At 40.2% G+C, this 22,521-nt stretch carries 18 protein-coding genes, 1 tRNA gene and 1 other RNA gene; 3 read left to right on the top strand and 17 right to left on the bottom strand.

The genetic code is table 11. The annotated features are described in order from the left end of the window. Window positions 1-236: 236 nt before the first annotated feature. The 9 genes from D8855_RS06625 to D8855_RS06665 all read right to left on the bottom strand — a co-directional run bounded on the left by D8855_RS06625 (window position 237) and on the right by D8855_RS06665 (window position 9,254). On the bottom strand, window positions 237-1,133 hold the full coding sequence (locus D8855_RS06625; protein ID WP_049510833.1) for a DMT family transporter: 897 nt from the start codon (window positions 1,131-1,133) through the stop codon (window positions 237-239). A gap of 8 nt (window positions 1,134-1,141) precedes the next feature. Continuing rightward, entirely contained in the window at window positions 1,142-2,077 is a 936-nt protein-coding gene (locus tag D8855_RS06630) for a serine hydrolase domain-containing protein (protein WP_125416637.1), read from the bottom strand. Further along, entirely contained in the window at window positions 2,074-2,799 is a 726-nt protein-coding gene (locus tag D8855_RS06635) for a CppA N-terminal domain-containing protein (RefSeq protein WP_125416639.1), read from the bottom strand. Before D8855_RS06635 ends, D8855_RS06630 begins: the two co-directional genes overlap by 4 nt. 123 nt (window positions 2,800-2,922) lie before the next feature. After that, the gene (gene gla, locus D8855_RS06640) at window positions 2,923-3,828 is read right to left on the bottom strand and encodes an aquaglyceroporin Gla (protein ID WP_000348094.1); all 906 of its coding nucleotides are present in this window, start codon (window positions 3,826-3,828) and stop codon (window positions 2,923-2,925) included. 159 nt (window positions 3,829-3,987) lie between these two features. Beyond that, window positions 3,988-5,154: an ATP-grasp domain-containing protein gene (locus tag D8855_RS06645; RefSeq protein WP_125416641.1), complete on the bottom strand. Its 1,167-nt coding sequence runs from the start codon at window positions 5,152-5,154 to the stop codon at window positions 3,988-3,990. A gap of 12 nt (window positions 5,155-5,166) precedes the next feature. After that, window positions 5,167-5,907, bottom strand: coding sequence for an esterase family protein (locus tag D8855_RS06650; RefSeq protein WP_033687156.1), 741 nt, complete (start codon window positions 5,905-5,907; stop codon window positions 5,167-5,169). A gap of 20 nt (window positions 5,908-5,927) precedes the next feature. After that, complete coding sequence (locus tag D8855_RS06655; RefSeq protein ID WP_120770027.1) at window positions 5,928-6,752, bottom strand: alpha/beta hydrolase; 825 nt, start codon at window positions 6,750-6,752, stop codon at window positions 5,928-5,930. Between the two features lie 136 nt (window positions 6,753-6,888). Continuing rightward, entirely contained in the window at window positions 6,889-8,103 is a 1,215-nt protein-coding gene (gene thiI, locus D8855_RS06660) for a tRNA uracil 4-sulfurtransferase ThiI (RefSeq protein ID WP_125416643.1), read from the bottom strand. Between the two features lie 8 nt (window positions 8,104-8,111). After that, entirely contained in the window at window positions 8,112-9,254 is a 1,143-nt protein-coding gene (locus D8855_RS06665; RefSeq protein ID WP_125416645.1) for a cysteine desulfurase family protein, read from the bottom strand. A 138-nt stretch (window positions 9,255-9,392) separates the two neighbouring features. Here D8855_RS06665 and D8855_RS06670 point away from each other — a divergent pair, with 138 nt between their 5' ends. Further along, window positions 9,393-9,821 carry a DUF6556 family protein gene (locus D8855_RS06670; RefSeq protein ID WP_070842729.1) on the top strand — a complete coding sequence of 143 codons (429 nt, stop codon included), beginning with the start codon at window positions 9,393-9,395 and terminating at the stop codon, window positions 9,819-9,821. A gap of 44 nt (window positions 9,822-9,865) precedes the next feature. Here the strand turns inward: D8855_RS06670 and D8855_RS06675 are convergent, their stop codons facing one another. Continuing rightward, window positions 9,866-12,169, bottom strand: a complete 2,304-nt coding sequence (locus tag D8855_RS06675; RefSeq protein ID WP_125416647.1) for a DNA translocase FtsK — start codon at window positions 12,167-12,169, stop codon at window positions 9,866-9,868. A 484-nt stretch (window positions 12,170-12,653) separates the two neighbouring features. On the opposite strand from D8855_RS06675, the gene D8855_RS06685 reads away from it, so the two are divergent. Next, a complete protein-coding gene (locus D8855_RS06685; protein WP_023947000.1) occupies window positions 12,654-14,975 on the top strand; it encodes a hypothetical protein in 2,322 nt (773 codons plus the stop codon). Between the two features lie 92 nt (window positions 14,976-15,067). Here D8855_RS06685 and D8855_RS06690 read toward each other — a convergent pair whose 3' ends face one another. Genes D8855_RS06690 through D8855_RS06700 form a run of 3 tightly spaced genes read right to left on the bottom strand, consistent with a single transcriptional unit; the run spans window position 15,068 to window position 18,671 of the window. Continuing rightward, window positions 15,068-17,026 (bottom strand): fructose-specific PTS transporter subunit EIIC, encoded by a 1,959-nt coding sequence (locus D8855_RS06690; protein ID WP_125416651.1) that lies wholly within the window; start codon window positions 17,024-17,026, stop codon window positions 15,068-15,070. Beyond that, window positions 17,023-17,934 carry a 1-phosphofructokinase gene (pfkB, locus tag D8855_RS06695; protein WP_125416653.1) on the bottom strand — a complete coding sequence of 304 codons (912 nt, stop codon included), beginning with the start codon at window positions 17,932-17,934 and terminating at the stop codon, window positions 17,023-17,025. Before pfkB ends, D8855_RS06690 begins: the two co-directional genes overlap by 4 nt. Continuing rightward, window positions 17,931-18,671, bottom strand: coding sequence for a DeoR/GlpR family DNA-binding transcription regulator (locus D8855_RS06700; RefSeq protein ID WP_125416655.1), 741 nt, complete (start codon window positions 18,669-18,671; stop codon window positions 17,931-17,933). Before D8855_RS06700 ends, pfkB begins: the two co-directional genes overlap by 4 nt. Before the next feature lie 161 nt (window positions 18,672-18,832). Here D8855_RS06700 and D8855_RS06705 point away from each other — a divergent pair. Beyond that, a tRNA-Ser gene (locus D8855_RS06705) sits at window positions 18,833-18,920 on the top strand. Between the two features lie 78 nt (window positions 18,921-18,998). Here the strand turns inward: D8855_RS06705 and D8855_RS06710 are convergent. The 4 genes from D8855_RS06710 to D8855_RS06725 form a co-directional block, all read right to left on the bottom strand. Continuing rightward, complete coding sequence (locus D8855_RS06710) at window positions 18,999-20,333, bottom strand: Nramp family divalent metal transporter (RefSeq protein WP_125416657.1); 1,335 nt, start codon at window positions 20,331-20,333, stop codon at window positions 18,999-19,001. 305 nt (window positions 20,334-20,638) lie between these two features. Then, window positions 20,639-20,986: a transfer-messenger RNA gene (gene ssrA, locus D8855_RS06715) on the bottom strand. Window positions 20,987-21,047: 61 nt separating this feature from the next. Next, window positions 21,048-21,683, bottom strand: a complete 636-nt coding sequence (locus D8855_RS06720) for an SGNH/GDSL hydrolase family protein (protein ID WP_125416659.1) — start codon at window positions 21,681-21,683, stop codon at window positions 21,048-21,050. A gap of 1 nt (window position 21,684) precedes the next feature. Beyond that, complete coding sequence (locus tag D8855_RS06725; protein WP_125416661.1) at window positions 21,685-22,512, bottom strand: HAD family hydrolase; 828 nt, start codon at window positions 22,510-22,512, stop codon at window positions 21,685-21,687. Window positions 22,513-22,521 lie beyond the last annotated feature (9 nt).

The raw sequence follows: 22,521 nt of genomic DNA on the forward strand, positions 1-22,521 counted from the left end.
CATTATGATCGTAATAATCACAATGTCCAACCATCTCAAGTATTTTAAAGGCTTAGATGGATGTATTTTTTTAAAAATATTCATATCTTCTCCAGGCATTCTATACTCATATAAATATTTTAAGAAAAAAGGCTTAAACTTTTATAAAATTTCATTAATTCATTTAGATTCAAAAGCTTTTATTAGTAAAAATAACCCCTCTTTGAGAGTGGTTATCATCTACTTTCATTTTTTGTTTATTTCTCTAACAATAAATCTTTCAACGAAATCAAAGTGACTGCAATTAAAATCATTGCCATACCAAGAAAATCAATAGGATAAAATTGTTCATTCATAATTAGGAAGGCAAAGAAAACCGCCGAGATTGGTTCAATTGAAGCCAACAAGCTTGACTTGACCGGTCCTATCAGACTGGTTCCTTTAAGGAAAGCTGTATAGGCAAAGACAGTCCCGATAAGAATAATACCCGCAAATGCGAGGAGAAAATCAAGACTAGTTGGGATAACAGTCTGTAGAACTCCTGTAAAAGGAAGAGCGACCAAACCTGCTATGACCATTCCCACACCAATGATCAAACTACTCCCCCACTTCTTAATCAAGGCTATGGGCAAAATGATATAAAGTGCGTAAGTCAGAGCAGAAAAGAGACCCCAGAACAGGCCTGCAGGTGTCATGGATAACTGGTCCAATTGCCCATGAGTTGCAATCAGGAAGGTCCCTCCAATGGCTAATATGATAGAAACAATCTCTCCCAGTGTCGGTGCCACCTTATCTTTGATACAGCTATAAATCAAAATCCCGACAGGACAAACATACTGAAGCACAGTCGCTGTTCCTGCATTTGTCTCCTGAATAGCAGTTAGATAGGCGAATTGGTTGAGGAAGAGACCAATTAGAGCAAAAATAAGAAGAGACAGCAAACTCTTTCTATCCTTTAAAAAGGCCAGCATTTTCTCCTTTTCAGTAACATAAGCCAAGACTATGAGAATCCCACCGGCGATTAAAAGTCGTAAGTTAGTTAAAACCAGAGACGAAATTCCATGTGCCATCAGGTATTGGCCACTCGTTCCTGACAAGCCCCAAGCAATCCCAGCCACAACTGTTAATAGAGTCCCTTTTAAACTGTTTGACATGTCTCTCCTTACTCTTCTTTGCGAATCAAGTCCATCACTTGATTGCGGTCTACAATCCATTGAGTCCTCTCATCCTTTTCATAGGTACGATTCGATAGGAAAATAGCCGCTTCTTGCTTCTGGCGATTCCACATGATAAAGGTACCTGTATAGCCCGTATGGTCTAACCAATCTCCTTCCAAATTCCATGCCAAAGAACGTTCCTTGTCATCCAAAGGAGAAAAATTTTGACTCAAATCTCTTGCAAAATCATCTGCTAAATAATGTTCTAAAAAGATTTGTAAATCCTTTACAGTAGAAAATAAACCAGCACTACCTGCATGTCTGCCCAGAAGGCGAGCCTTGGGATCATGTACTATGCCTTCCTCTACACCTCTGACTGTTGGAACAGCAAGCTCAACAGGCCCAAACTGGGTATCCGCCATTCCCCAAGGTTTCCAGACTTGCTCCTGTAAAATCTCATCCAAATCCTTATCAAAGATTCTTTCCAAAATAAAACCCAACAGCAAAAAATGGACATCCGAATAAAGAAAGGCTAGCTGATTTCGTCTATTGAGATGAAACATCGCTTCCTTTAATTCTGAATCTGTTAAAAGATCACGATTGGGAATAAACGGATCAAGGTCTGTTGCGTGAGTCAAGAGCTGGCGAATAGTGATGTCTGGATAATCACTTTCAGGTAAAAAATCGGTTACTGGTCTGTCAATATCTAATTGACCTCTTTCCCACAAGAAGGTGAAAACAGTACCTACCCCAACAACCTTGCTGACACTAGCTAGGTCATAAACTAATCCTGCCTCAGTCTGCAAGCCATGCTCTGGGTCACTCAAGCCTAAATAGACCTCCGTCCATTGATTGTCCTTAAAATACGCAAAAGAGGCTCCGGGATAAATCCCTGCCTCGATTTGTTCTTCTATTTTTTTAATAATCTTGGTCCACTTCATACTTCTTCAAACCACAATTCAACATTATTTCGATCTTTACCAAGGAAGAATTTTTTAGACTTAGGAATAAAATATTCGGTAGACTCAAATCTCTTACGAAGACTTGCTATGTCTAATTCATTGACCAAGAACTTAAGCATAGATAAGTCCCAAGTAGCCGTATTGTCCACAGTCAAATCTTGCCCCTGAGCTGGGATAAAATCAAGTGATGTCCCAATTTCAGATAGTTCCAAAAAACTATCTACATCCGTTGGGAGGTGTAATTCCATAGAAATCTCAAATTTACTTAAAGAAATTGATTCCAAATCTGTTTGAAACTCAGGCTTTTCCTCTACTTCTACTAGATTTTCTCTGTCATCTTCTGCATGAATCAAAATCAAATCATCTTCTGGTGAGAAAATTTCAAAAGCGTATCCATTTTGACCTTTATATAATTGATGAATCGAATCTGTTTTAGATAAGAGTCCTTCAATTTCTAAGGGATTTTCCACCTTGACAATCAATCTAGCTAATTTTTTTCTTCCCTCTACCTTACGAGTGCGCATACTTGGAGCTTCTTCTAAAATCAGCTTTTCTAGACCTGTTTGATCACCTAGTGACAGAAAGGCTGATTCTTCTAACAAGGCCTTCATGCCAAGAGTTTCAATATAAAATGTTTCATTTAATTTTCTATTATTAACTTTTAAAGTAGGAATAATCCGTACAATCTGATTTACATTCATAAATTCCTCCAACTCTTTTATTTTAAAGGATTTTAGAATTTTTTACAAGAAATTATGCTCAGATTTACCTTTTTTTCGTAAAATTTCAGCTAAAAAACCGAGGATTTCCTCGGTTTCAATTTCTTATAGGTAAAGGAATTTGAAGATAGCTACTGCCGCAATTGCTGCTGCGATAGGTGCTACTACTGGTACCCAAGAATACCACCATTTTGAATCACCTTTGTGCTCACCAAGAACTGATTTTGGAAGGAAAGCATGAAGGAGACGTGGTCCCAAGTCACGGGCTGGGTTCAAGGCAGGCCCTGTAGGTCCACCAAGTGATGTTACCAAAGCCATAACAAGGAATCCAAGTGCCAAGTGAGCAATTCCAAGACCAGAAGTCATAAATGGCGCTACTTGTTCTTTAGCTTGGTCAAGTGCTGCTGTTACTTGTTCTTGAGGAATTGTTTGACCTTGAGTAGTTGCTTGTGCAACTTGAGCATTGATAGCAGCTTGTGCTTTTGATACTAGTTCGGCACCAAAGAAGTTTTTAGTCATACCAAGGGCTGCAAAGAAAAGAACAAATGAACCGACAAACTCGTTTACAAAACCATTAACAGTTGCTGCAAAATGTGATTCTTTTGTACCATTATCCAAACTTGAAATTGTTGAGAAAGTACCCAAGATGTTGTTTGGATTTTCAGTTTTCAAGTAGTATGGGCGGTGTGTTGCCACAACCAAGGCTTGACCAAAGATAGCACCCAAAACTTGTGCGATGATATAAGGTGCAACTTGTGCCCAAGGGAAGAGACCGCTGATCGCAAGTCCAAGAGTGAAGGCTGGGTTAATGTGGTTACCAGATACGTTACCAAACATCAAGGCTGGGATCATAACCCCCATACCATAACCAACAGCGATAACGATCCAGCCACTTTGGTGACCTTTCGTACCTTTAAGTTCAACGTTGGCAACTGCACCATTTCCAAGAATGATCAAAATAGCAGTGGCCAAAAATTCAGTGGCATATTTAATTGCCCATGTGAAATCCATTTGATAGATTCTCCTTAAAATTTTTTAGACAATCCTTATTCTATCAATTTTTATATCTTTTAGCAACAGGTTTTCTAAAAGAATGTATGAGAAAGCGGTTTTATTTCTCTTGTTAAAATAAAAGGATTAAGGAGGTGCATTTCCTTAATCCGAGAGTTCTTATTCTTGACGTTGTCCGAAATCTGCAATCATCTGCTCCATTTCTTGTCGACTCGGAGTTGTCAGCATATAAAGGTAATCTCCTTGAAGTTCCGCAAAGGCTGCTGGCATGATTTTTTTAACCTTGAACTGCTGACTATATTTGGCAAGCAAGTCCTCCTCAGAATAGACATAGTGAGCATTTGCACGACGTGATGTAGCCAAACAATACTGAGGTTCAAACTCTGACGCTGGGAACTCTTCTCCTGCGACTATAGCTGCGTAGCCACGATAGAGGTCCAAGGAATGGGCAAAGTTATAAACATCAATGGTAAAACCACCTGCAGGGCGGTTATTGTACTCGATGGCAATATAATCATCCCCTTCACGGAAGAACTCGATATGGAAGAACCGTTCTTTCATACCAAATTCTTTGACAATGGCCTCACCATACTTACGCAATTTAGGATCCATATCCTTGAGAATGTAATAAGAATTGTCCATCTTGTAAATCATGAGATCAAGCGGTGTATAGGCGTAGTCAAAAGTTGTTGAAAAGACAATCTTACCATCCTTATCTACGAGCCCGTCAAAGGTACAGATTTCGCTAGAAGTGACAAATTTTTCAAAGAAATAAACGGTCGAATGGTCCCATTCTTGCTTGAAGTGATTGATATCGTCTTCTGTCTCAAGCTTAAAAGTCGCGGCCGCTCCCACTCCATTGTCAGGTTTTGCAATCATTGGAAGGCCGATTTCATTCACAGCTTGATCCACATCTGCTTCAGTCTTGATAACAGCTCCAGGTACCACGGGGACACCTGCTTTTTTGAAGAGTTTCTTCATTTCAGACTTATATTTCGTCTTTTTGAGATCCTCTGGTTTGGCACCAAAGACATTGAATTGCTCACGAAGACTTGCATCTAGCTCAAGCCAGTATTCATTGTGGGATTCAATACGGTCAATTGGACCATGTTTATAAAAGAGAAAAGCAACTGCACGTTTGACTTCATCTATATTTTCAAGATTGTCAACACGGAAATACTCGGTCAGGCTATTGCGTAAAGGTTCATCCAATTGCTCGTATGGTTCTTGACCAATTCCCAAGACGGTAATGCCTTTATTGGCTAGCTCAATTGTAAACTGTTGAAAGTTTTGCGGATAGTAGGGAGAAATAACAAGGTAATTCATAGGTAACTCCTTTTATAAATAGAGATTTCCAAGGAAATAAGGCATTTGTTTGCGCCACCATTCCCAGTCGTGAGCGACATCATGTCCCCATTCAGCAAACCAGGCTGGAATTTGTTTCTGGTCAAAGGCTTCTTTGAGCTTGTAAAAGGATGGTAAACCATCTTGTTCCCAGGCTCCAAGCCCCGTACACAGCACAATCTCTGCCTGACGGTAACGATCGATAAACCAGCCGTCGTTCTGATTCCAGATATAATCTACTGGCGAGTTTTGGTAAATGGCATCGTCATTGTAGTAATCACCGACAAAGAAACGTGCATCGTAAACACCACTAAGAGCAATCACCTTGGTAAAGACATCTGGATGCTGGAGGAAAAAGTTGACTGCATGGTAGGCGCCCATCGAGCAACCTGTCGTCATCATACCATCAAACCAACCTGTCTTATGCTTGATAAAAGGAATGGCCTCATCAATCACATAGCGCTCGTAGGCACGGTGCATCTCTGCTTGGTCGTGACCATTTTTCCAAGTTGCCAACCAGCTCTCACTGTCAACACTGGATAGGGTAAAGAACTGGACACGGCCTTCCTCGATAAAAGAAGCACAGGCATCAATCATGCCAAAATCATAGTATTCGTTGTGACTACCACCTGATGAAGCAAAAACCACAACTGGAATCCCAGCATGTCCATAACGATTAAGGTACATTTCACGGTTAAGATTGCCACTCCAGTGGCTAAGGTTTTCAATATGCATTGGCTTTCTCCTTTTCTAACTTACCACTTCTCTGCAAAAAATCTCAAACAGTCTGGTAAATTCTCCGACCAAGGGATTTCACTATGGATGGCGCCAGACTGAACTTTTAAAACAAGATTATCTAAGTGTACCCCACCTGCTATCAAATCATGGTAATACCGAAGAGACGAATCTATATAGGCTTGTTTGATATTGCCAGCCATCAGGGTCTTGTCCGTATCATCTGCTTCTTCTGTCCCAACATAGATAAAGATACGCTGGTCAGGCGATAGTTTCTGGCGCTCGATGTAGCGATTAAAGGCTTCTTGATGGAGCCAGTTAGCAGATGAAAAGACCCCTAGACATCCAATTTGGTCTTGGTATTCCAAACCGATAAACTGGGTAATATTGCCGCCTAGTGAGGAACCAATCATAGCCGTATGCTGGCGGTCAGCTTTGGTACGGTAGGTCTCATCGATAAAAGGTTTGACCACCTCCATGACAAACTCGGCATACTCCACACCCTTACCACCAAACTGCTGCCCTGGGATAGGAGATTCTTGGAACTTCCAAGCCGCATACTCATTCATCCGCCCCATACCATCATTGTCAATGGCAACGACAATCATGCGACTGATGTCAGGATTACGCTTAATAGCTGGGATAATCTTCCATGAATGGCCAATGAAGGACTCTTTACTATAAAAAACATTTTGCCCGTCATGAAAGTAAACAACAGGATAGGAACGATCCGTGTCTTTCTCATAATCTTTAGGCAGAAGAACACGTACACGGCGTTCCTTACCTGTATAAGGAACCTTGAGTTTGTGTTCTTTCATTTTTAAATAAAAGTAGGATTGATTCATTGTCAGAAAACTCTCTATATTCAAAATTTTATTTTATTATATCACAATTATAGAAAAAAAGTTAGTTTTGCTTCCATTTTTGGAATTAAAAACTAACTTTTTCATTTATTTTTCTAAATTCTTCTGGATTTTCTGATTAGAGCAAATTATCAATCAAGTCATCCACTTCATCTTTTTCAGCCTGCGGTGTAATCTCAGTAATCATGATTCCAGCAACTGCTCGCTCTACTAATCCTTCAACATCCATACGCGCTTCGTACTGCTCCGCATTCTTAATCTTAGGATTTGTTTTCGGACGATCTGGCGCAAAAATGGTACAACAGTCTTCAAAAGGCTGGATAGAAATTTCAAAGGTGTCAATTTCCTGAGCAATGTCAATAATTTCCAACTTATCCATTGTCACAACTGGACGGATGATGGGAGTGTTGGTAACCGCATTGATAGCCTGCATGCTCTCCAAGGTTTGGCTGGCTACTTGACCTAGGCTTTCCCCATTTATGATAACTAAACCATTTCGTACCTCACGAATACGATCTGTAATCCGCATCATAAAGCGACGAGTTAGAGTCATTAAGTAAGCTTCGGGCGCTTTGGCCTTGATTTCCTCTTGAATCTCTGTAAAAGGAACTTCGATAAACTGGATATTGCCACCAAACTTGGTCAATTTACGGGTCAAATCTTGGGCTTTCTTGAGAGCGCCTGGACTAGTATAAGGTGGGCTGGCAAAGTGAACGGCCTCTATATCCACTCCACGTTTCAAAGCAAGATAACCTGCTACAGGTGAGTCAATCCCTCCTGACAACATGAGCATTCCTTTACCTGAAGTTCCAACTGGCAAACCACCAGCCCCACGAATGGTTTCATAAGAAAGGTAGGCTGCTTCTTCACGTATCTCCACCTGAAGATTGATGTCAGGACTTTTCATTTGAGCTTGCACATTTGGAATGGCTTCGAAAACAGCTCCTCCAAGTGTTTGGTTGAGTTCACGACTATCCAACTCAAAGTTGTGGTCGCTACGTTTACTAGAGATTTTAAAGGTCATGCCTTCCTTGTAGATATCTTTCATAATCTCTTGGACAGCAGACTTCAGAACTTCTACAGATTTTTCTACCTTATATACTGGAGAAAAATTCTGAATTCCAAAGACTTGCTTAAGCGATTCTGCTACTGCTGTGTAATCAGCTCCATTGAGGTAAGCGTGGGCACGGTCGCGATCTGCTGTTACCTTAACTTGGGGATAGATAGACAAAACGTCTGAAATATTATTACGAAGTTTATTGATGAAACGCATACGGTTTTTACCCTTGGTTGACAGCTCACCGTAGCGAATCATAATTTCTGAATATTGCATGAATGCTCCTATCTTACTTTTCTAGTTTGATTGTAAATCAATTTTAACTTGGTCAAAAACTGCTCGACCTGACTCATATCATTTTCCAAGTCTAGACTAAGACGCACAGCTGACTGGGCCTTATCTTTATCCACTCCCATGGCAATCAGGGTTCCTGCAGGTTTCCCAGCCTTGGACGAACAAGCCGAGGTCGTTGAGATAAAAATATCATAGTCTTCAAAGGCGTGAACAATGACTTCTCCACGAACACCCTTGATTCCAAAAGTCAGAATATGAGGGGCAAAGTCTTCCTCATCTGAAAAGACAAAAATATCTGGATAGTCCAGAAGTGCTTGACGAATCACTGCCTTCATCTGTCCTATCTTACTCGTAAAGAAATCTAGCTTTTCCATGGACAAACGGAGAGCCTTGGCTGTCGCTGCAATCCCTGCCACATTTTCAGTTGTCGAGCGATAATCACGTTCCTGACCACCACCTGTTAAAAGAGGCGTAATCTTCTTGCCATACTTGATATAGACAAAACCAACACCACGAACTCCGTGGAACTTGTGACCAGAGAAAGTCGCAAAATCCACTCGTTCTGTCAGATACTTTTCAGTCGGAATTTTGGCAAGTGCCTGAACTGCATCAACGTGGAAGGAAATAGTTGGTTTGTCTGCTAACAGTTCTGAAATAGCCTCAATGGGCTGAACAGAGCCAATTTCGTTGTTAACTGCCATGATGGAAACGAGGGTCGTATCAGGTCTTATCAAATCTGCTAGCGCCTCAACATCCACAAATCCTTTCTCATCAACTGGAGCAAAATCCACTTCAAATCCTTGACTTTTCAACCAGAGAGCTGACTCTTTGACTGCTGGATGTTCAATGGCTGATACGATGATGTGCTTCCCAAATTGAGCTTTTTCAAAGGCCACACCCTTGATGACCCAGTTATCTCCTTCTGTCCCACCAGAAGTAAAGAAGATTTCATCGCTTTTCTTACCAATTAAATCTGCAATCTGTTGGCGAGAAGCATCTAAGATTCGTGTTGCCTGGTCCCCTAAACGATGAAGACTAGATGGATTTCCTAAAATTTTTGAAGCCACCTGCATATAAGTTTCAAGGGCTTCAGGATAAGGCTTGGTCGTCGCCGAATTATCAAAGTAAATCATGTTTTCTCACGCTTTCTAAAATCACTTCTTCTATTGTATCATGAAACGGAGCTTGCGACAAGAAAGGGCAATTCCTCTTTTTTTAAGATTTTTTTAAAGAAATACGGTATAATAAATTTTAGTTAAAGGAGAGAATGTATGTCTAATTATCGTAGAACTTCAAAACCAAAAACAGAACACATCAAAAAAGGCTTTACGGTCTTTCAAAAAACCGTTGCTACTATCGGTAGTATTCTCGGCTTGATTACCGCAAGCATCACTATCATGAACGCCTTGGATAATAACAAAAATACTAAAAAAGAACCTACGACAAGCCAGACGACAACAATTGTCAAAGAAATTCAAAAGGAATCCCCTCAGGAAAACACTAGTCCTAATAAGGAAAATAACACTTCTCAAGAAAAACCACAACAAGAAGAAACACCAAAATCCAGCGTCAAGGAAGAGAAAAAAGAAGAGCAGAAAGCAGCAACTCAGGAATCTACTACTCCTGCTCCAAGTAAATCTACTACTGAAAATGAAAAACAGTCCAATACTCCAAATTCAGAAAATAATACCAATCAATAGCCAGTAAAATAGCTTCCTTCCAAACTTGGAAAGAAGCTATTTTTTTATTGTTGCAATACTTTTCTTGGTTTGGTACCTTCAGCTGGACCAATGACTCCTGCCATTTCGAGTTCTTCCATAAGGCGGGTCGCACGGTTAAATCCAACTGATAAACGACGCTGAATCATGGACGCACTAGCTTTCTGGGTCTCAATGACCAAAGCTTTGGCTTCTTCAAAAAGCGGATCTCCACCAGTTTCACCATCTGAAAATTCACCTTCATTTTCAGAAACCTCACCTGGATCAAAACTCTCATCGTAGTCCGCATCAGCCTGAGCCTTGATGAAGTTTACGATGAGCTCGACATCATCATCCGAGATAAAGGAGCCTTGGAGACGAACTGGATGATTTTCATCAATTGGTTTAAAGAGCATATCTCCACGTCCAAGCAGTTTTTCCGCTCCATTTTCATCCAAGATGGTGCGCGAGTCTGTACCTGATGATACCGCAAAAGCCACTCGAGATGGGACATTGGCCTTGATCAGACCAGAGATGACATCAACGGATGGACGCTGGGTTGCAAGAATCATGTGGATACCTGCAGCACGCGCCTTCTGTCCGAGACGAATGATAGCATCTTCCACTTCCTTGCTGGCCACCATCATGAGGTCAGCCAACTCATCCACAATCACGACAATGAGCGGTAGCGGAACCTGCTTGTACTCAGACTGGGCATTGAACTCTTCTACCTTGGCATTAAAACCTGCAATATTCCGAACTCCCACCTTGGCAAAGAGTTCATAACGATTTTCCATTTCATCCACGACCTTTTGCAAAGCCTTGCTAGCCTTACGTGGATTGGTCACAACTGGAATCAAGAGGTGGGGAATATCATTGTAAACAGACAACTCAACCATCTTAGGGTCCACCATCATAAACTTGACCTGGTCGGGTCTTGCTTTCATCAGAATGCTAGCGATAATGCCATTAACAGCTACTGACTTCCCTGATCCCGTTGAACCTGCGACAAGCAAGTGGGGCATCTTGGAGAGGTCAAATGCTCTTGCGGTTCCATTAACAGCCTTCCCTAAAGGAATTTCCAAGAGATTTTCTGCTTTCGTTTGAGATTGTTCCCATAGTTCTCGGAAAGAAACTGTCGCAATCTCAGAGTTAGGTACTTCGATTCCCACTAAAGATTTCCCTGGGATAGGTGCTTCGATTCGGACATCCTTGGCCGCCAAGGCTAGAGCGAGGTCATCTGCGAGATTGGAGATGCGGTTGACCCTTACACCCACTGCTGGCTTGACTTCATACTTGGTCACTGATGGCCCAATTTCGGCCCGTTCAACTGTTACCTTGATACCGAAGCTAGCAAAGGTTTCTTCTAGGATTTTGATGTTTTCTCGGACGATTTTCTTTTCTTTAGACTGGTCCTTTGGTTTATCTGGGGCAAAGAGTTGTAAGCTTGGAAGTTTGTATTCAAGGGCCTCCTTAGCAGAAAAATCGACCTGTACGTCTTCATCATCAGAGCCATCTTCCTGTTCAGCGAATTCAAGTTCAGCTTGAGGCAAGATGATTTCTGGTTCTACCCACTCTTCTTCCGGAACAGGTGGACCGTCAAGAACAACATCTGCTGTCAGAATTTCACCCGTTTCCATATCAACAGGAGGCAAATCGAGTAAGGCTTTTTCGGTCTCTTCTTGTTCTAATCTAGCCTCTTCCTCAGCCTTTTGACGAGCTTTTTCTTCTTGTTTGACAAGGCGTTCCTCTTTTCGACGCTCATGACCTTCCCGCCATTTGACAAAGCCTCTACTGAAGAATTCAGCAATATCGTAAACAGACCAAGGACTGACTAGGAGGGCTCCAGCTAAAATCAAGATAGAACCAATAAAGTAAGTGCCGATATTTGAAAAGAGAAAGGCGGTTGGAATATAAAGAGCAACCCCAATCAAGCCCCCCCCAGCAAAACTGGTCGTTCGAAAACCAGTTAAATCCGTCACAACCTGAGCCATGGTTCCTTTTAGAACGGACTTGTCCAAACCATATTTCCAAACTAAGTAGGCTTCAAAAATCAGGAGCAAGCCCGCAAATATAGTGAAAAAGCCAGATAGAAGCCCTTCCTGTTTTCGTATCCACTTGAAAAAGAAGAGGTAGAGCAGGATACCAAATATTGTCAGATAAGCTAGGCTACCCACCAGCAAGCGAATTAAATTGTAAAGGGTGATACCTGCAGCCCCTAATTTGAAGGCTGCGAAAATCAATAAAAACGCGATTCCCAACGAAATCAACATCCGTTGAATCGCTTCTTTTCTTTCGAGTTCTGCTTTTGACGGTCTTCGTCTTGTTTTACTTGTATTCTTGTTTGCCATTCTTCTATTATACCATATTTCACAGGCATTTCGGAAAAGGTCAATATTCTCCTTGGATAGTTCAGTATTAAGAGATTCAAATAAAATTTTCTTATCCATAGTTTCCCTCTCTAAGCAATTTCAGAACATCTTTTTAATAGCCTTTATGATTCAACTGACTGTTCATCAAAAAAAGAAGATATGCAAAATTTTGAAATTTTGATATAATAGAACTATCAAAAAGTAAAGGAATGATTGGTATGAACGCAATCACAGCTCACAGCTCACAGCTCACAGCTCACAGCTCACAGCTCACAGCTCACAGCTCACAGCTCACAGCTCACAGCTCACAGCTCACAGCTCACAGCTCACAGCTCACAGCTCACGCTGATTATGTAATCAAGCGTATTTTTTGTCAAGCCCTAAAACAGACTTTTTCACATTTTTGTGAGAAGGTCTTTTCTGTTGTTTCTCAACTCAATGAGTTGATTGTTGGAGGTGTAAAATGACGCCTCTAGCTATTGATAGAAGTTGGCAATCTGGAAATGAAAGAGCAGACAATTTATTTTTCTGGAGAAATTTCGGTTTTGATGAAAAAGATATTTTAATCGAAAATACTGATGGTATCGTTAACGGATCTCTGTTTGAATTTAAAAATAGCATTGCTGATCTTAATGCTGTGCTTACTCAAGCTATCCACTATCTGTCTAAATTAAGGATTAAAGGTGGTATTCCTATACCAAGCAAAATCGTTTTAGTTGATATTAATAAAAATCGTGCTAGTGTTTATGATGCAACTAAATATCGTTTAGAAATTTTACAAAATTATACGAATAGTGCATCAAAAAATGTAAATCAGAAGACTTTAAAAGATGCTACTAATCCTGAAAAAGTAATTGAATTTGATGTTTTTCAACCAAAGAGCCCTAAAAATCGTGAATTGCGTGAATTATTCCAAATAGACGAGTATCAAAAGTTTGAAATTGGCTTTCCAAACATTTTAGGGTGGGCGAACTACATATACCGTCACGATAAAACAACAACAAAATCTCAAATGTTTGAGATGCTCAAACAACCGTCTAATTCAATAGTCGAAAACTATATCTTACCTTGGTGTGGAGACGAAAGCGATTTTGACACCGTGATGGACGCATTAAATGACCCTGCAAATAGAAAAGATTTAGGAGCGTTTTATACACCATTACCTTATGTTAAAGAAGCAACTAAACTTGTTCGTCAAGCTATTAGCAGTCTTCCTAAAAATATGGACTATGTTATTTTGGATAGATGTGCTGGTACAGGAGCATTAGAGCATTATTTAACTGAAGAAGAGTTAGGCCATGTTATCTTGAATACTTATGAAATAAAAGAATGGCTTGTTTTGTATAACAAATATATTGGAAAGGTGAGGGCTATCATACCACCACTTTCAATTGTACAAGCAAACAAGGGGAACTTAGTAACAGGTGGGGATGCTTTAGCAGAAGAGTTTTTATCGATTCCAATGGAAACAGATGGAAAACATAATACATTACAAGAAATCATAGATGACAAAAATGTTGCGATTATTGGTTTTGAAAATCCCCCTTATTCTAGCGAATTAGCTCGGGCTCAAGAAGGAAATGTTAAATCGATAGATAAATTTAGCTATATAAGGAAATTGATGTCCGATGAATTTGTGGGTGATAGTAACCATGCAAAAGATTTGCTAAATCAATTTGTTTGGTCTTTTGAAAAATACTTTATGAGAGATGAAAACGACTATTATATTTTATTTGCTCCTGTTAAGTATTGGAAATCAGTTGGTCTAATGCAAAAAATCTTTATTAATGGTTTTCTAGCAAACAGAGGGAACTTTAAAGCACAAGAAAGTTCCGTTTTGGTAGCACTTTGGAAAAACGATCAAGATAACGAAACTGAAAGTATTACTGTAACTGCTAAAGAAATATGGAGAGATAATAAAAAATGGGGAACTGGGAAAGGAGCAGCAGTCATTGATGTACCTGAGGATGCTATTCTTAAAGATGTGAAGCATGTCACTATAAAAAAAGTATACAAAACGCTAGGAGAATACTATTCTAAAAAGTTAAAAACAGATGTGTTATCTAAAATTGCTACTGGCTACGATGGTAAAGAAGTACCATTAAAAAGCTATGGAAAACCTGTTTATAATGACAATATTTTAGCGGTTATAGAAGCCAGTGGTTTTGGTACTACTCCGCAGGACATAAGAATGACTAGAATTGCTATTTATCATGGACGAGGTAGTCAAGTTAGAACAAATAATTACGCAGAGCAAACTGCTTTATTTGTTGCCAAGCAATACCCTCAAAAAAACTGGTATGAAAGGGATATTTACTACACAACTGCTGATAAAGGGGATTTGTATACAGAGGATACAGATTTTCTTAGAAAAGCTACATTATGGACTTGTATCTCTCAAAAAAATCATTGTTTGAGCTTTGATGGTTCTGATGGAAAGTTTTATAGTAACGAAATGTGCCTAGATGAGAACTCTCTAGTTCGTAAAGAATTGGTCGAACAAGAAAAATATGGAAAACTTGATAGAGCTGACTTAATGTTGCTAGGCGTCTTTGATGAATTACTTGAACTAGCTAAAAATACTCAAGAATATAATCCAAAATACAATTATGGTACTTATCAAATTGAATTGGACATAAATACATCATACAAAGATGGTAATGATAAAAAGATATTCAACAATGAAAAAGTTAACACTAAACTAAAAGAACTTAAAACAAGGTTAGCTGATTACTATGAGAATGAGCTTGAAAGTAAATTATTTGAGTATGAACTATTGAAATAGTGAGAAGACGATTTCCAAACGGAAATCGTCTTTTTCGATATTGTTGAAATACTACATTTTGTGGTTGGTTTAAACTGGTATATAGTTCCCTTTTATTTAACTGCTTGTGGTTTGCGTAGGTAACCATAAACCACACCACTTACGATTGCTCCTACCAATACAGAAACGAGGTAAAGAAGAGCATTTGAAGTAAGGGCAATCACGAAGATTCCTCCGTGCGGCGCCATAAGTTTGATACCAGTAAGACCAACGAGTCCACCTGCTACTGCTGAACCAAGGATGAAACTTGGGATCGCACGAGCTGGGTCAGCGGCACCAAATGGAATTGCTCCCTCAGTGATAAATGACAAGCCCATGATGATGTTTGTCAAACCTGAGTTGCGTTCTTCCTTAGTAAATTTATCTTTGAAAAGAAGAGTTGCGACAAAGATTGCAAGTGGTGGCACCATTCCTCCAGCCATAACTGCTGCCATGGCTACAGAACCACCTGAAGAAACAGACGCTGCAAGCGTACCTGTACCAAAGACATAAGCCGCTTTGTTAACTGGTCCACCCATGTCAACAGCCATCATTCCACCAAGGACGATACCAAGAAGGACAGCTGAACCTCCTCCAAGACCACCTAGGAAGTCATTCATAGCAGTGTTGATTGCTGCCATTGGGATATTAACAGCTAGCATGACAAATCCAGTCAAGATTGTTCCAAGAAGTGGCAAAAGAAGGATTGATTTTGCACCTTCAAGTGAACGAGGAACTTTAACGTATTTCTTGATAGCAAGAACTAAAGCACCTGCGATAAATCCACCAACAAGGGCACCTAGGAAACCAGATGAGACACCTGCAAGAGTTGAAGTTGCTTCACCACCTGCGGCATAAGGAATTTTACCAAAGGCAAAACCTTCTTTGGCAATAGCACCAGCCACGAAACCTGCTACCAAACCTGGTTTTTCAGCGATAGAGTAGGCAACATAACCTGCAAAGACTGGAAGCATCAAACCAAAGGCAGCTCCACCAATTTTCATGAACATAGAAGCTAGCTCATGGTAGGAACCAAGATTACCAAGATTTTCATTTGGAACACCCAAAGCACCGTCAATCAAGAAGGCAAGGGCAATCATGATACCACCGCCAATAACAAATGGCAACATTTGCGATACACCACTCATCAAGTGTTTGTAGAAGGCACCACCAAGACTTTGTTTTTCGTTAGAGGCTGTTGTAGCTTTTGTTCCATTAGCAGCACGATAAACTTCAGCATCTCCTGAAAGAGCCAAGTTAATTAACTCTTCTGTTTTACGGATACCGTCAGCAACCGGACGATTGATCAATGGTTTGCCATCGAAACGATCCATTTCAACTGCCTTGTCTGCTGCGATGATAACAGCTTTAGCCTTGCGGATGTCCTCTGCAGTTAGTTGGTTACCAACACCACTGGCACCGTTAGTTTCGACCTTGATCCCAACACCCATTTCAGCAGCCACTTTTTGAAGGGCTTCTTGAGCCATGTAAGTGTGGGCAATACCTGTTGTACAAGCTGTAACGGCTACGATAAAGTCACCAGTTTCATTAGCAGGTACTTGAACAGGCTCTTCAGTTTTTTCTGAAGCTTGGTCAAAGAGTTCAATGACTTGGTCAGCTGATGTTGCTTGACGAAGTTTGTCAGCAAAACCGTCTTTCATCAAGTATTGAGATAATTCTGCCAAGGCTGCCAAGTGGGTGTCATTGGCACCTTCTGGAGCTGCAATCATAAAGAAAAGGTCAGTTGCTTGTCCATCCAAGCTCTCATAGTTAACACCCTTGTTTGACTTAGCAAAGAGAACAGTCGCTTCTTTGACAGCAGCGTTTTTGCTGTGAGGCATTGCGATTCCGTCACCCAAACCAGTAGAAGTGAGAGCTTCACGCGCCAAAATTCCTTCTTTAAAGATTTCAAAATCTGTCACATAACCGTGGTCTGTCAAGCTTTTAATCATCTCGTCGATGACAGCTGTTTTTTCAGTCGCCTGCAAATCCAGCAACATAACATCTTTTCTCAATAGGTCTTGAATTTTCATCGTTTTTCTACCTCAACTTTTTCATATGTTTCTTTAATAAATTCTGCTGTTGCCAAGTCATCCGAGAAGGTAGTTGCCGTTCCGCAAGCCACTCCCCATTTGAAGCCTTCTACTGCGTCTTTTGATTTGACAAATTCACCTGTGAATCCAGCGACCATAGAATCACCAGCCCCAACTGAATTTTTGACTGTCCCCTTGATTGGTTTAGCAAAGTAAGCTCCCTCAGATGTGACAAGAAGGGCACCATCACCAGCCATAGAGATAATCACATTTTGAGCACCTTTAGCCAGTAACTCTCGCGCGTATTTCTCAATTTCATCTAAACTGTCTAGTTTAACCCCAAAAATCGCTCCAAGTTCATGATTGTTTGGTTTAACCAAAAGCGGCTGGTAGGCCAAACTATCAATTAAGGTCTGTCCTTCAAAGTCACAAACCACTTGCGCACCCGTCTGACGCGTCAAGGCAATTAGATCCTTGTAGATAACATTACCTAGATTCTTAGCACTTGAACCTGCAAAGACAACCGTATCTTCTGCTGTCAGACTTGAAAGAATGGCTTTTAACTCTTCAAGTTGTTCGGGCTCAACAGTTGGACCCGTTCCGTTGATTTCTGTTTCTTGGTCTGCTTTGATTTTAACATTGATACGAGTATCTTCTGCCACTTGAACAAAACGTGTCTCGATTTCTTCATCAGCCAAAGTATCTGTGATAAATTTACCAGTAAAGCCTCCGATAAATCCCGTAGCTGTATTTGGAATATCTAAGCGCTTCAAAACACGACTGACATTGATTCCTTTCCCACCAGCAAACTTATCATCACTGTCCATACGATTGACACTACCGACTTGAACTTGGTCCAAACGAACGATATAATCAATGGATGGATTGAGTGTGACTGTATAAATCATACTTCTATTACCTCCGTTTTCTCCTTAATAACCTGCAAGAGCTCATGCCCTTGACTTGTGATAACAATAGCTCGTTTGAGTGGTGCTACCTTGGCAAAGCAAGTTTGCCCAATTTTAGACGAATCCACCAAGACATAGGTCTGTTTGGCGTTTTCCAAAATAGCACGCTTCACAGCTCCCTCCTCCATATCAGGAGTCGTATAATAACTATCGTCCACACCATTCATCCCGATAAAGGCACGGTCAAAGTGCAATTGGTTAATCTGGTTAAGAGCAACGCCCCCGATGCTCGCATCTGTCGCCATCTTGACACTTCCTCCAACCATGACAGTCGGAATCTGCTTTTCAACCAACTGAGCAGCATGGTGAATCGAGTTGGTTACTACAGTAATATTCTTATTGACCAATTCATGAATCAAAAAAGCAGTTGTTGTTCCTGCATCGATAAAGATGACATCTTGTTCCTTGATGAGAGAGGCTGCTTTCTGAGCCAACAACTTCTTCTCTTGAAGGTTTTTGACAGATTTTTCTTGAATGGTTTCTTCTTCCTGCAAGGAATGGGGCAATTCTGCTCCACCATGCACGCGACGAAGCTTGTTTTCCGCTTCCAACTCATCCAAATCTCTTCGAACCGTTGATTCTGACGTTTCTAACAAACTAACTAATTTTTCTAGAGAAACTACATGATGTTGATTTAACTCCTCTAAAATCAGTTGCTTCCGCTCTGTTTTTAACACTGAATCACCTCCTGTTATCGTTTACACTATTCATTCTATCACACTTTCTTTCAAAGTCAAGCGCTTTTTGTCATTTTCTTTCAAAATCTATCATTTTTCTTATTTCCAAAATTTTTATTGCAAGATAAGAGCCTTTATGGTAGACTATTTGAGTAAGTATTGGAAGATTACTCAAGAGGCTTAAGAGGCCGTGTTGGAAACGCGGTAGGCGTGTAACAGCGTGCGTGGGTTCGAATCCCATGTCTTCCGTTTATTTTAAAAAAGATACCCAAGAAATCTTGGGTATCTTTTTTCTTATATGCTTGTTTTATAACTCGGGTGAATTTCTTAGAAAATATCAAATAACAATTTCACATTGAGAATTGTTAAGATAATGGAAACGATATAGCCAAGGATGGTATTCCATTTGGCATTGGTAAATTCTCCCATCAGTGATTTCTTAGAAGTTAGATAAATCAGTGGGAAGATTGAAAATGGAAGAGCAATCGAAAGAAAGACTTGTGAATAAACCAATAACTGATCTAATGTTTTTTCCTGATGACCAAACAGAACCGCTACAATCATGACAGGCAACAAGGCAAAGAGACGAGTTGCCAAACGAATGAACCATTGAGGTAATCTCATATGCAAGAAACCTTCCATAACGATTTGTCCAGTCAAGGTACCCGTAATTGTCGAATTTTGACCACTGGCTAATAAAGCCAAGGCAAACAAGGTTGATAAGGTCGAGCTAGCTATAACTCCTGCAATAGTAGAATCCTGCAAGGCATTATACATTTGAGAGAAGGCAGAAATCTCAGATGCATGGCCGAAAAAGAGAGCCGCCCCGAGAATTAATAGAAGGGAGTTAACCACAAAGGCCAAGGATAATTGGAGATTTGAATCCCAGGTCATAAAGCGCACGGCTTTTCGAACATCATTCTTGTCCTTGTGATTGATTTTCCGAGTTTGAGACAAGGAAGAATGCAAATAGAGGTTATGGGGCATAACCGTTGCTCCCACGATCCCTAGTGCCAAGGTTAATTGACTTTCATGCCCTGGCAAGGGACTTTCAAATAAGGTTGCATTCGGTAGATAACCCTCAACGATTCCTTGGAAGCTTGGATGTGACAAAGCTACCAGATAGGTAAAAATTGCTAGAATGGTTAAAATCAGTGTTGTCACAATAGCTTCAATCTTCTTAAAGCCAAATTTCATCAGAAGCAATAAGAGAAAAACATCCAACACGGTCAAGAGAATTGCTATCATAATCGGAATCTTAAAGAGAAGATTGAGAGCAATCGCTGAACCTAGAACTTCTGCCAGATCTGTCGCCATCAAGGCTAATTCTAAAATCACCCATAGACTATAACGAAGCCATTTAGGTGAATGATGAGCCGTTGCTTGAGCCAGGTCCATCTGGGTTACAATACCAAGCTTTCCTGCCATCTGCTGAAGTTGCATGGCAATGAGAGATGAAATCAAGATAACAAACAAGAGACTATACTTATAGGAAGCACCACCGACTACACTGGTAATCCAGTTTCCTGGATCCATATAACCAACTGCGACAAGAGCACCCGGACCTAAAAAGGCATTTAAATTTTGCCAGAAATGATTGTTATTTGGAGTATCGATAGATTGATTAATCTCAGAGAGTGACACTTTTTTATGAGAAGACATAGATACTTACCTCTTTCTAAACCTACTTTTTCATTATTTTCTATTAGAGAAAAATAAGATTGACTTTAAACTATTAAAACAATGAAAACTATATGAAAAACATTTAGTTTTTTCATTATTTTTCTTAAGGCACCTTAATTATAACAGAAAATATGATAAAAACTTAAGAAAATTCAGGACTTGATTTAATATTTAGGATACAACAAAATGTTGTATTCTTTTTTTGCAAAAGAATACCAAAGAATAAAATAAAAAACGTTGTAAAAACAACGTTTTAGAAAGATTTACAAAACAATGTAAATTATCAATGGAGCCGGTGGGAGTCGAACCCACGTCCAAACACCTGCCAACATATTTGTCTACAACCATAGGTTATGTATTATTTTAACAGTCCCTCGACACATAACTCAAGACTAGAAACCGCGAGTCTATCAATCTCTTATCAAGCCGCTAGACAAGACTTAATCGTATCTCGCTAATAATAAGACCTGTCATTGAACACGAGCAATCCAAATCGGGTCACGCCTGCTGGTTTTTAGGCAGCTAGAGCGTAAGAAGTGTTATTTTTTGCAGTTATATTTAACTGAGCGTTTACGTCGCCACACGAGTCGCAAAATATGCCTCATAATGCCTGTCGAATCCGTAACGACCCCAAAAGACAATAAAACCATTATACCTTATCTAACACAAAAATGCAAAAAGGAAAGCAATTAACTACAAAAGATAGTCTTTCAAAGATTTTGTCAAAACCTGATAACCAGCAACACTAAGGTGCAACCCATCAGTTGTATAATCTTTTTTGAGTTGACCTGCCTGGTCTGTCAAACTATCAAAAACTGGCACAAATTCTACCTGCATATAGGCAGAAGCAAGGTCTTGATAGGCTTGATTCCATTTCTGAATTTTTTCATTCGTACGAATATAGACTGTCTGCTTGTACTCCTCTCCCTCATTAACTGGTAAAATAGAAAGCAATTTAATCTCTGTCAATGGATAATCACGAGCAATGGATTGAATAATAGCTTCGAGATTATTGAGAGTCTCATTCACAGGTACATATTTTCCGATATCATTTGTCCCAATCAAAAGGACAATTTTATCTACTGCTTCACCATATAGATGAGCATCCAGATTCTCTAATAACAGTCCTGTCTGATAACCTCGAATGCCTCGATTGACAATCGTTTTTGAAGTCCCAAACAGCTCCTGCAGAGGATAATATTCGACAATGGAATCCCCAATAAAAAGAATGTCTGGCTCTACAACAGAAACCTGATTTAAGTGACGATACTTGGTTTGGATTTTTTCTTGTTCCTTTAGTAACCAATTTTCTAATAACTGTACTGCCACTTCATTCTCCTTTTTCTAACCAGTTTTCCAAGATTTGATAAACTCCTCCTTGGCTATTGGCTGGCGCTAGAGCAGTAGCCACAGCTTTGGCCTTATCATCAGCATTTTCCATCGCATAGGCAATTCCAGCCATTTCAAGCATTTCAACATCATTTTCACTGTCGCCAAAAGCCATGATTTGTTGGGAGTTCAAGGCCCAACGCTTGAGTAATTCTTCCAAGCCCCATGCTTTATGAATCCCAGCTTGAAGGATATCAATGCAACCATAGCCACTCGATACAGCCCGAACACGACCATCAAAGAGGTCATTGATTTCTTCCAAAACCGAACTCAAACGTTCCTCGCCAACAACCATACTCATCTTGAGCACACCACCAAAGAGGTCAGTGGTTAATTCATCCACAAAATGCATCCGTTGGTAGAATTTTTCAATCATTTCTGGAGTCATAAAACTTTCAAGGTCTGTGAAAATCGTACCTTCTTTGACGAAACCACCCTTCATCCCCGTTACAACAAACTGATCCTGACACGCTCGACCCTCGAAATAAGCCAAGGCCTTATCGACAATGGCATCATCCCAAGTCTGATCCTGAATCAGTTCATTGTTTTCAAAAATACGAGCACCATTGGCAACAACCAGAACCACTCGATCGACCAAGTGCTCCAGTAGTTGCCTCATGCGGTGAATTTCATTGCCCGTAGCGATGACAAAACGAACGCCCCTTTGATCCAACTGATCTAAAATCTTTTCCAAGCGTGGGAGATCAAGCTGGCCTCTAGCATCCAGCAAGGTCCCATCCATATCTGTCGCAATTACTTTAATCATCATTTACTTTCC

It is taken from the genome of Streptococcus mitis, assembly GCF_003942685.1.
Classification (GTDB): domain Bacteria; phylum Bacillota; class Bacilli; order Lactobacillales; family Streptococcaceae; genus Streptococcus; species Streptococcus mitis_CD.

What these genes read in the sequence shown, in the direction of transcription:
- pfkB (WP_125416653.1), bottom strand. Translation starts at nt 17,934, where the DNA reads ATGATTTATACAGTCACACTCAATCCATCCATTGATTATATCGTTCGT.
- gla (WP_000348094.1), bottom strand. Translation starts at nt 3,828, where the DNA reads ATGGATTTCACATGGGCAATTAAATATGCCACTGAATTTTTGGCCACT.
- D8855_RS06655 (WP_120770027.1), bottom strand. Translation starts at nt 6,752, where the DNA reads ATGAATCAATCCTACTTTTATTTAAAAATGAAAGAACACAAACTCAAG.
- D8855_RS06725 (WP_125416661.1), bottom strand. Translation starts at nt 22,512, where the DNA reads ATGATGATTAAAGTAATTGCGACAGATATGGATGGGACCTTGCTGGAT.
- D8855_RS06650 (WP_033687156.1), bottom strand. Translation starts at nt 5,907, where the DNA reads ATGCATATTGAAAACCTTAGCCACTGGAGTGGCAATCTTAACCGTGAA.
- D8855_RS06670 (WP_070842729.1), top strand. Translation starts at nt 9,393, where the DNA reads ATGTCTAATTATCGTAGAACTTCAAAACCAAAAACAGAACACATCAAA.
- D8855_RS06625 (WP_049510833.1), bottom strand. Translation starts at nt 1,133, where the DNA reads ATGTCAAACAGTTTAAAAGGGACTCTATTAACAGTTGTGGCTGGGATT.
- thiI (WP_125416643.1), bottom strand. Translation starts at nt 8,103, where the DNA reads ATGCAATATTCAGAAATTATGATTCGCTACGGTGAGCTGTCAACCAAG.
- D8855_RS06710 (WP_125416657.1), bottom strand. Translation starts at nt 20,333, where the DNA reads ATGTCTTCTCATAAAAAAGTGTCACTCTCTGAGATTAATCAATCTATC.
- D8855_RS06685 (WP_023947000.1), top strand. Translation starts at nt 12,654, where the DNA reads ATGACGCCTCTAGCTATTGATAGAAGTTGGCAATCTGGAAATGAAAGA.
- D8855_RS06630 (WP_125416637.1), bottom strand. Translation starts at nt 2,077, where the DNA reads ATGAAGTGGACCAAGATTATTAAAAAAATAGAAGAACAAATCGAGGCA.
- D8855_RS06645 (WP_125416641.1), bottom strand. Translation starts at nt 5,154, where the DNA reads ATGAATTACCTTGTTATTTCTCCCTACTATCCGCAAAACTTTCAACAG.
- D8855_RS06635 (WP_125416639.1), bottom strand. Translation starts at nt 2,799, where the DNA reads ATGAATGTAAATCAGATTGTACGGATTATTCCTACTTTAAAAGTTAAT.
- D8855_RS06690 (WP_125416651.1), bottom strand. Translation starts at nt 17,026, where the DNA reads ATGAAAATTCAAGACCTATTGAGAAAAGATGTTATGTTGCTGGATTTG.
- D8855_RS06675 (WP_125416647.1), bottom strand. Translation starts at nt 12,169, where the DNA reads ATGGCAAACAAGAATACAAGTAAAACAAGACGAAGACCGTCAAAAGCA.
- D8855_RS06665 (WP_125416645.1), bottom strand. Translation starts at nt 9,254, where the DNA reads ATGATTTACTTTGATAATTCGGCGACGACCAAGCCTTATCCTGAAGCC.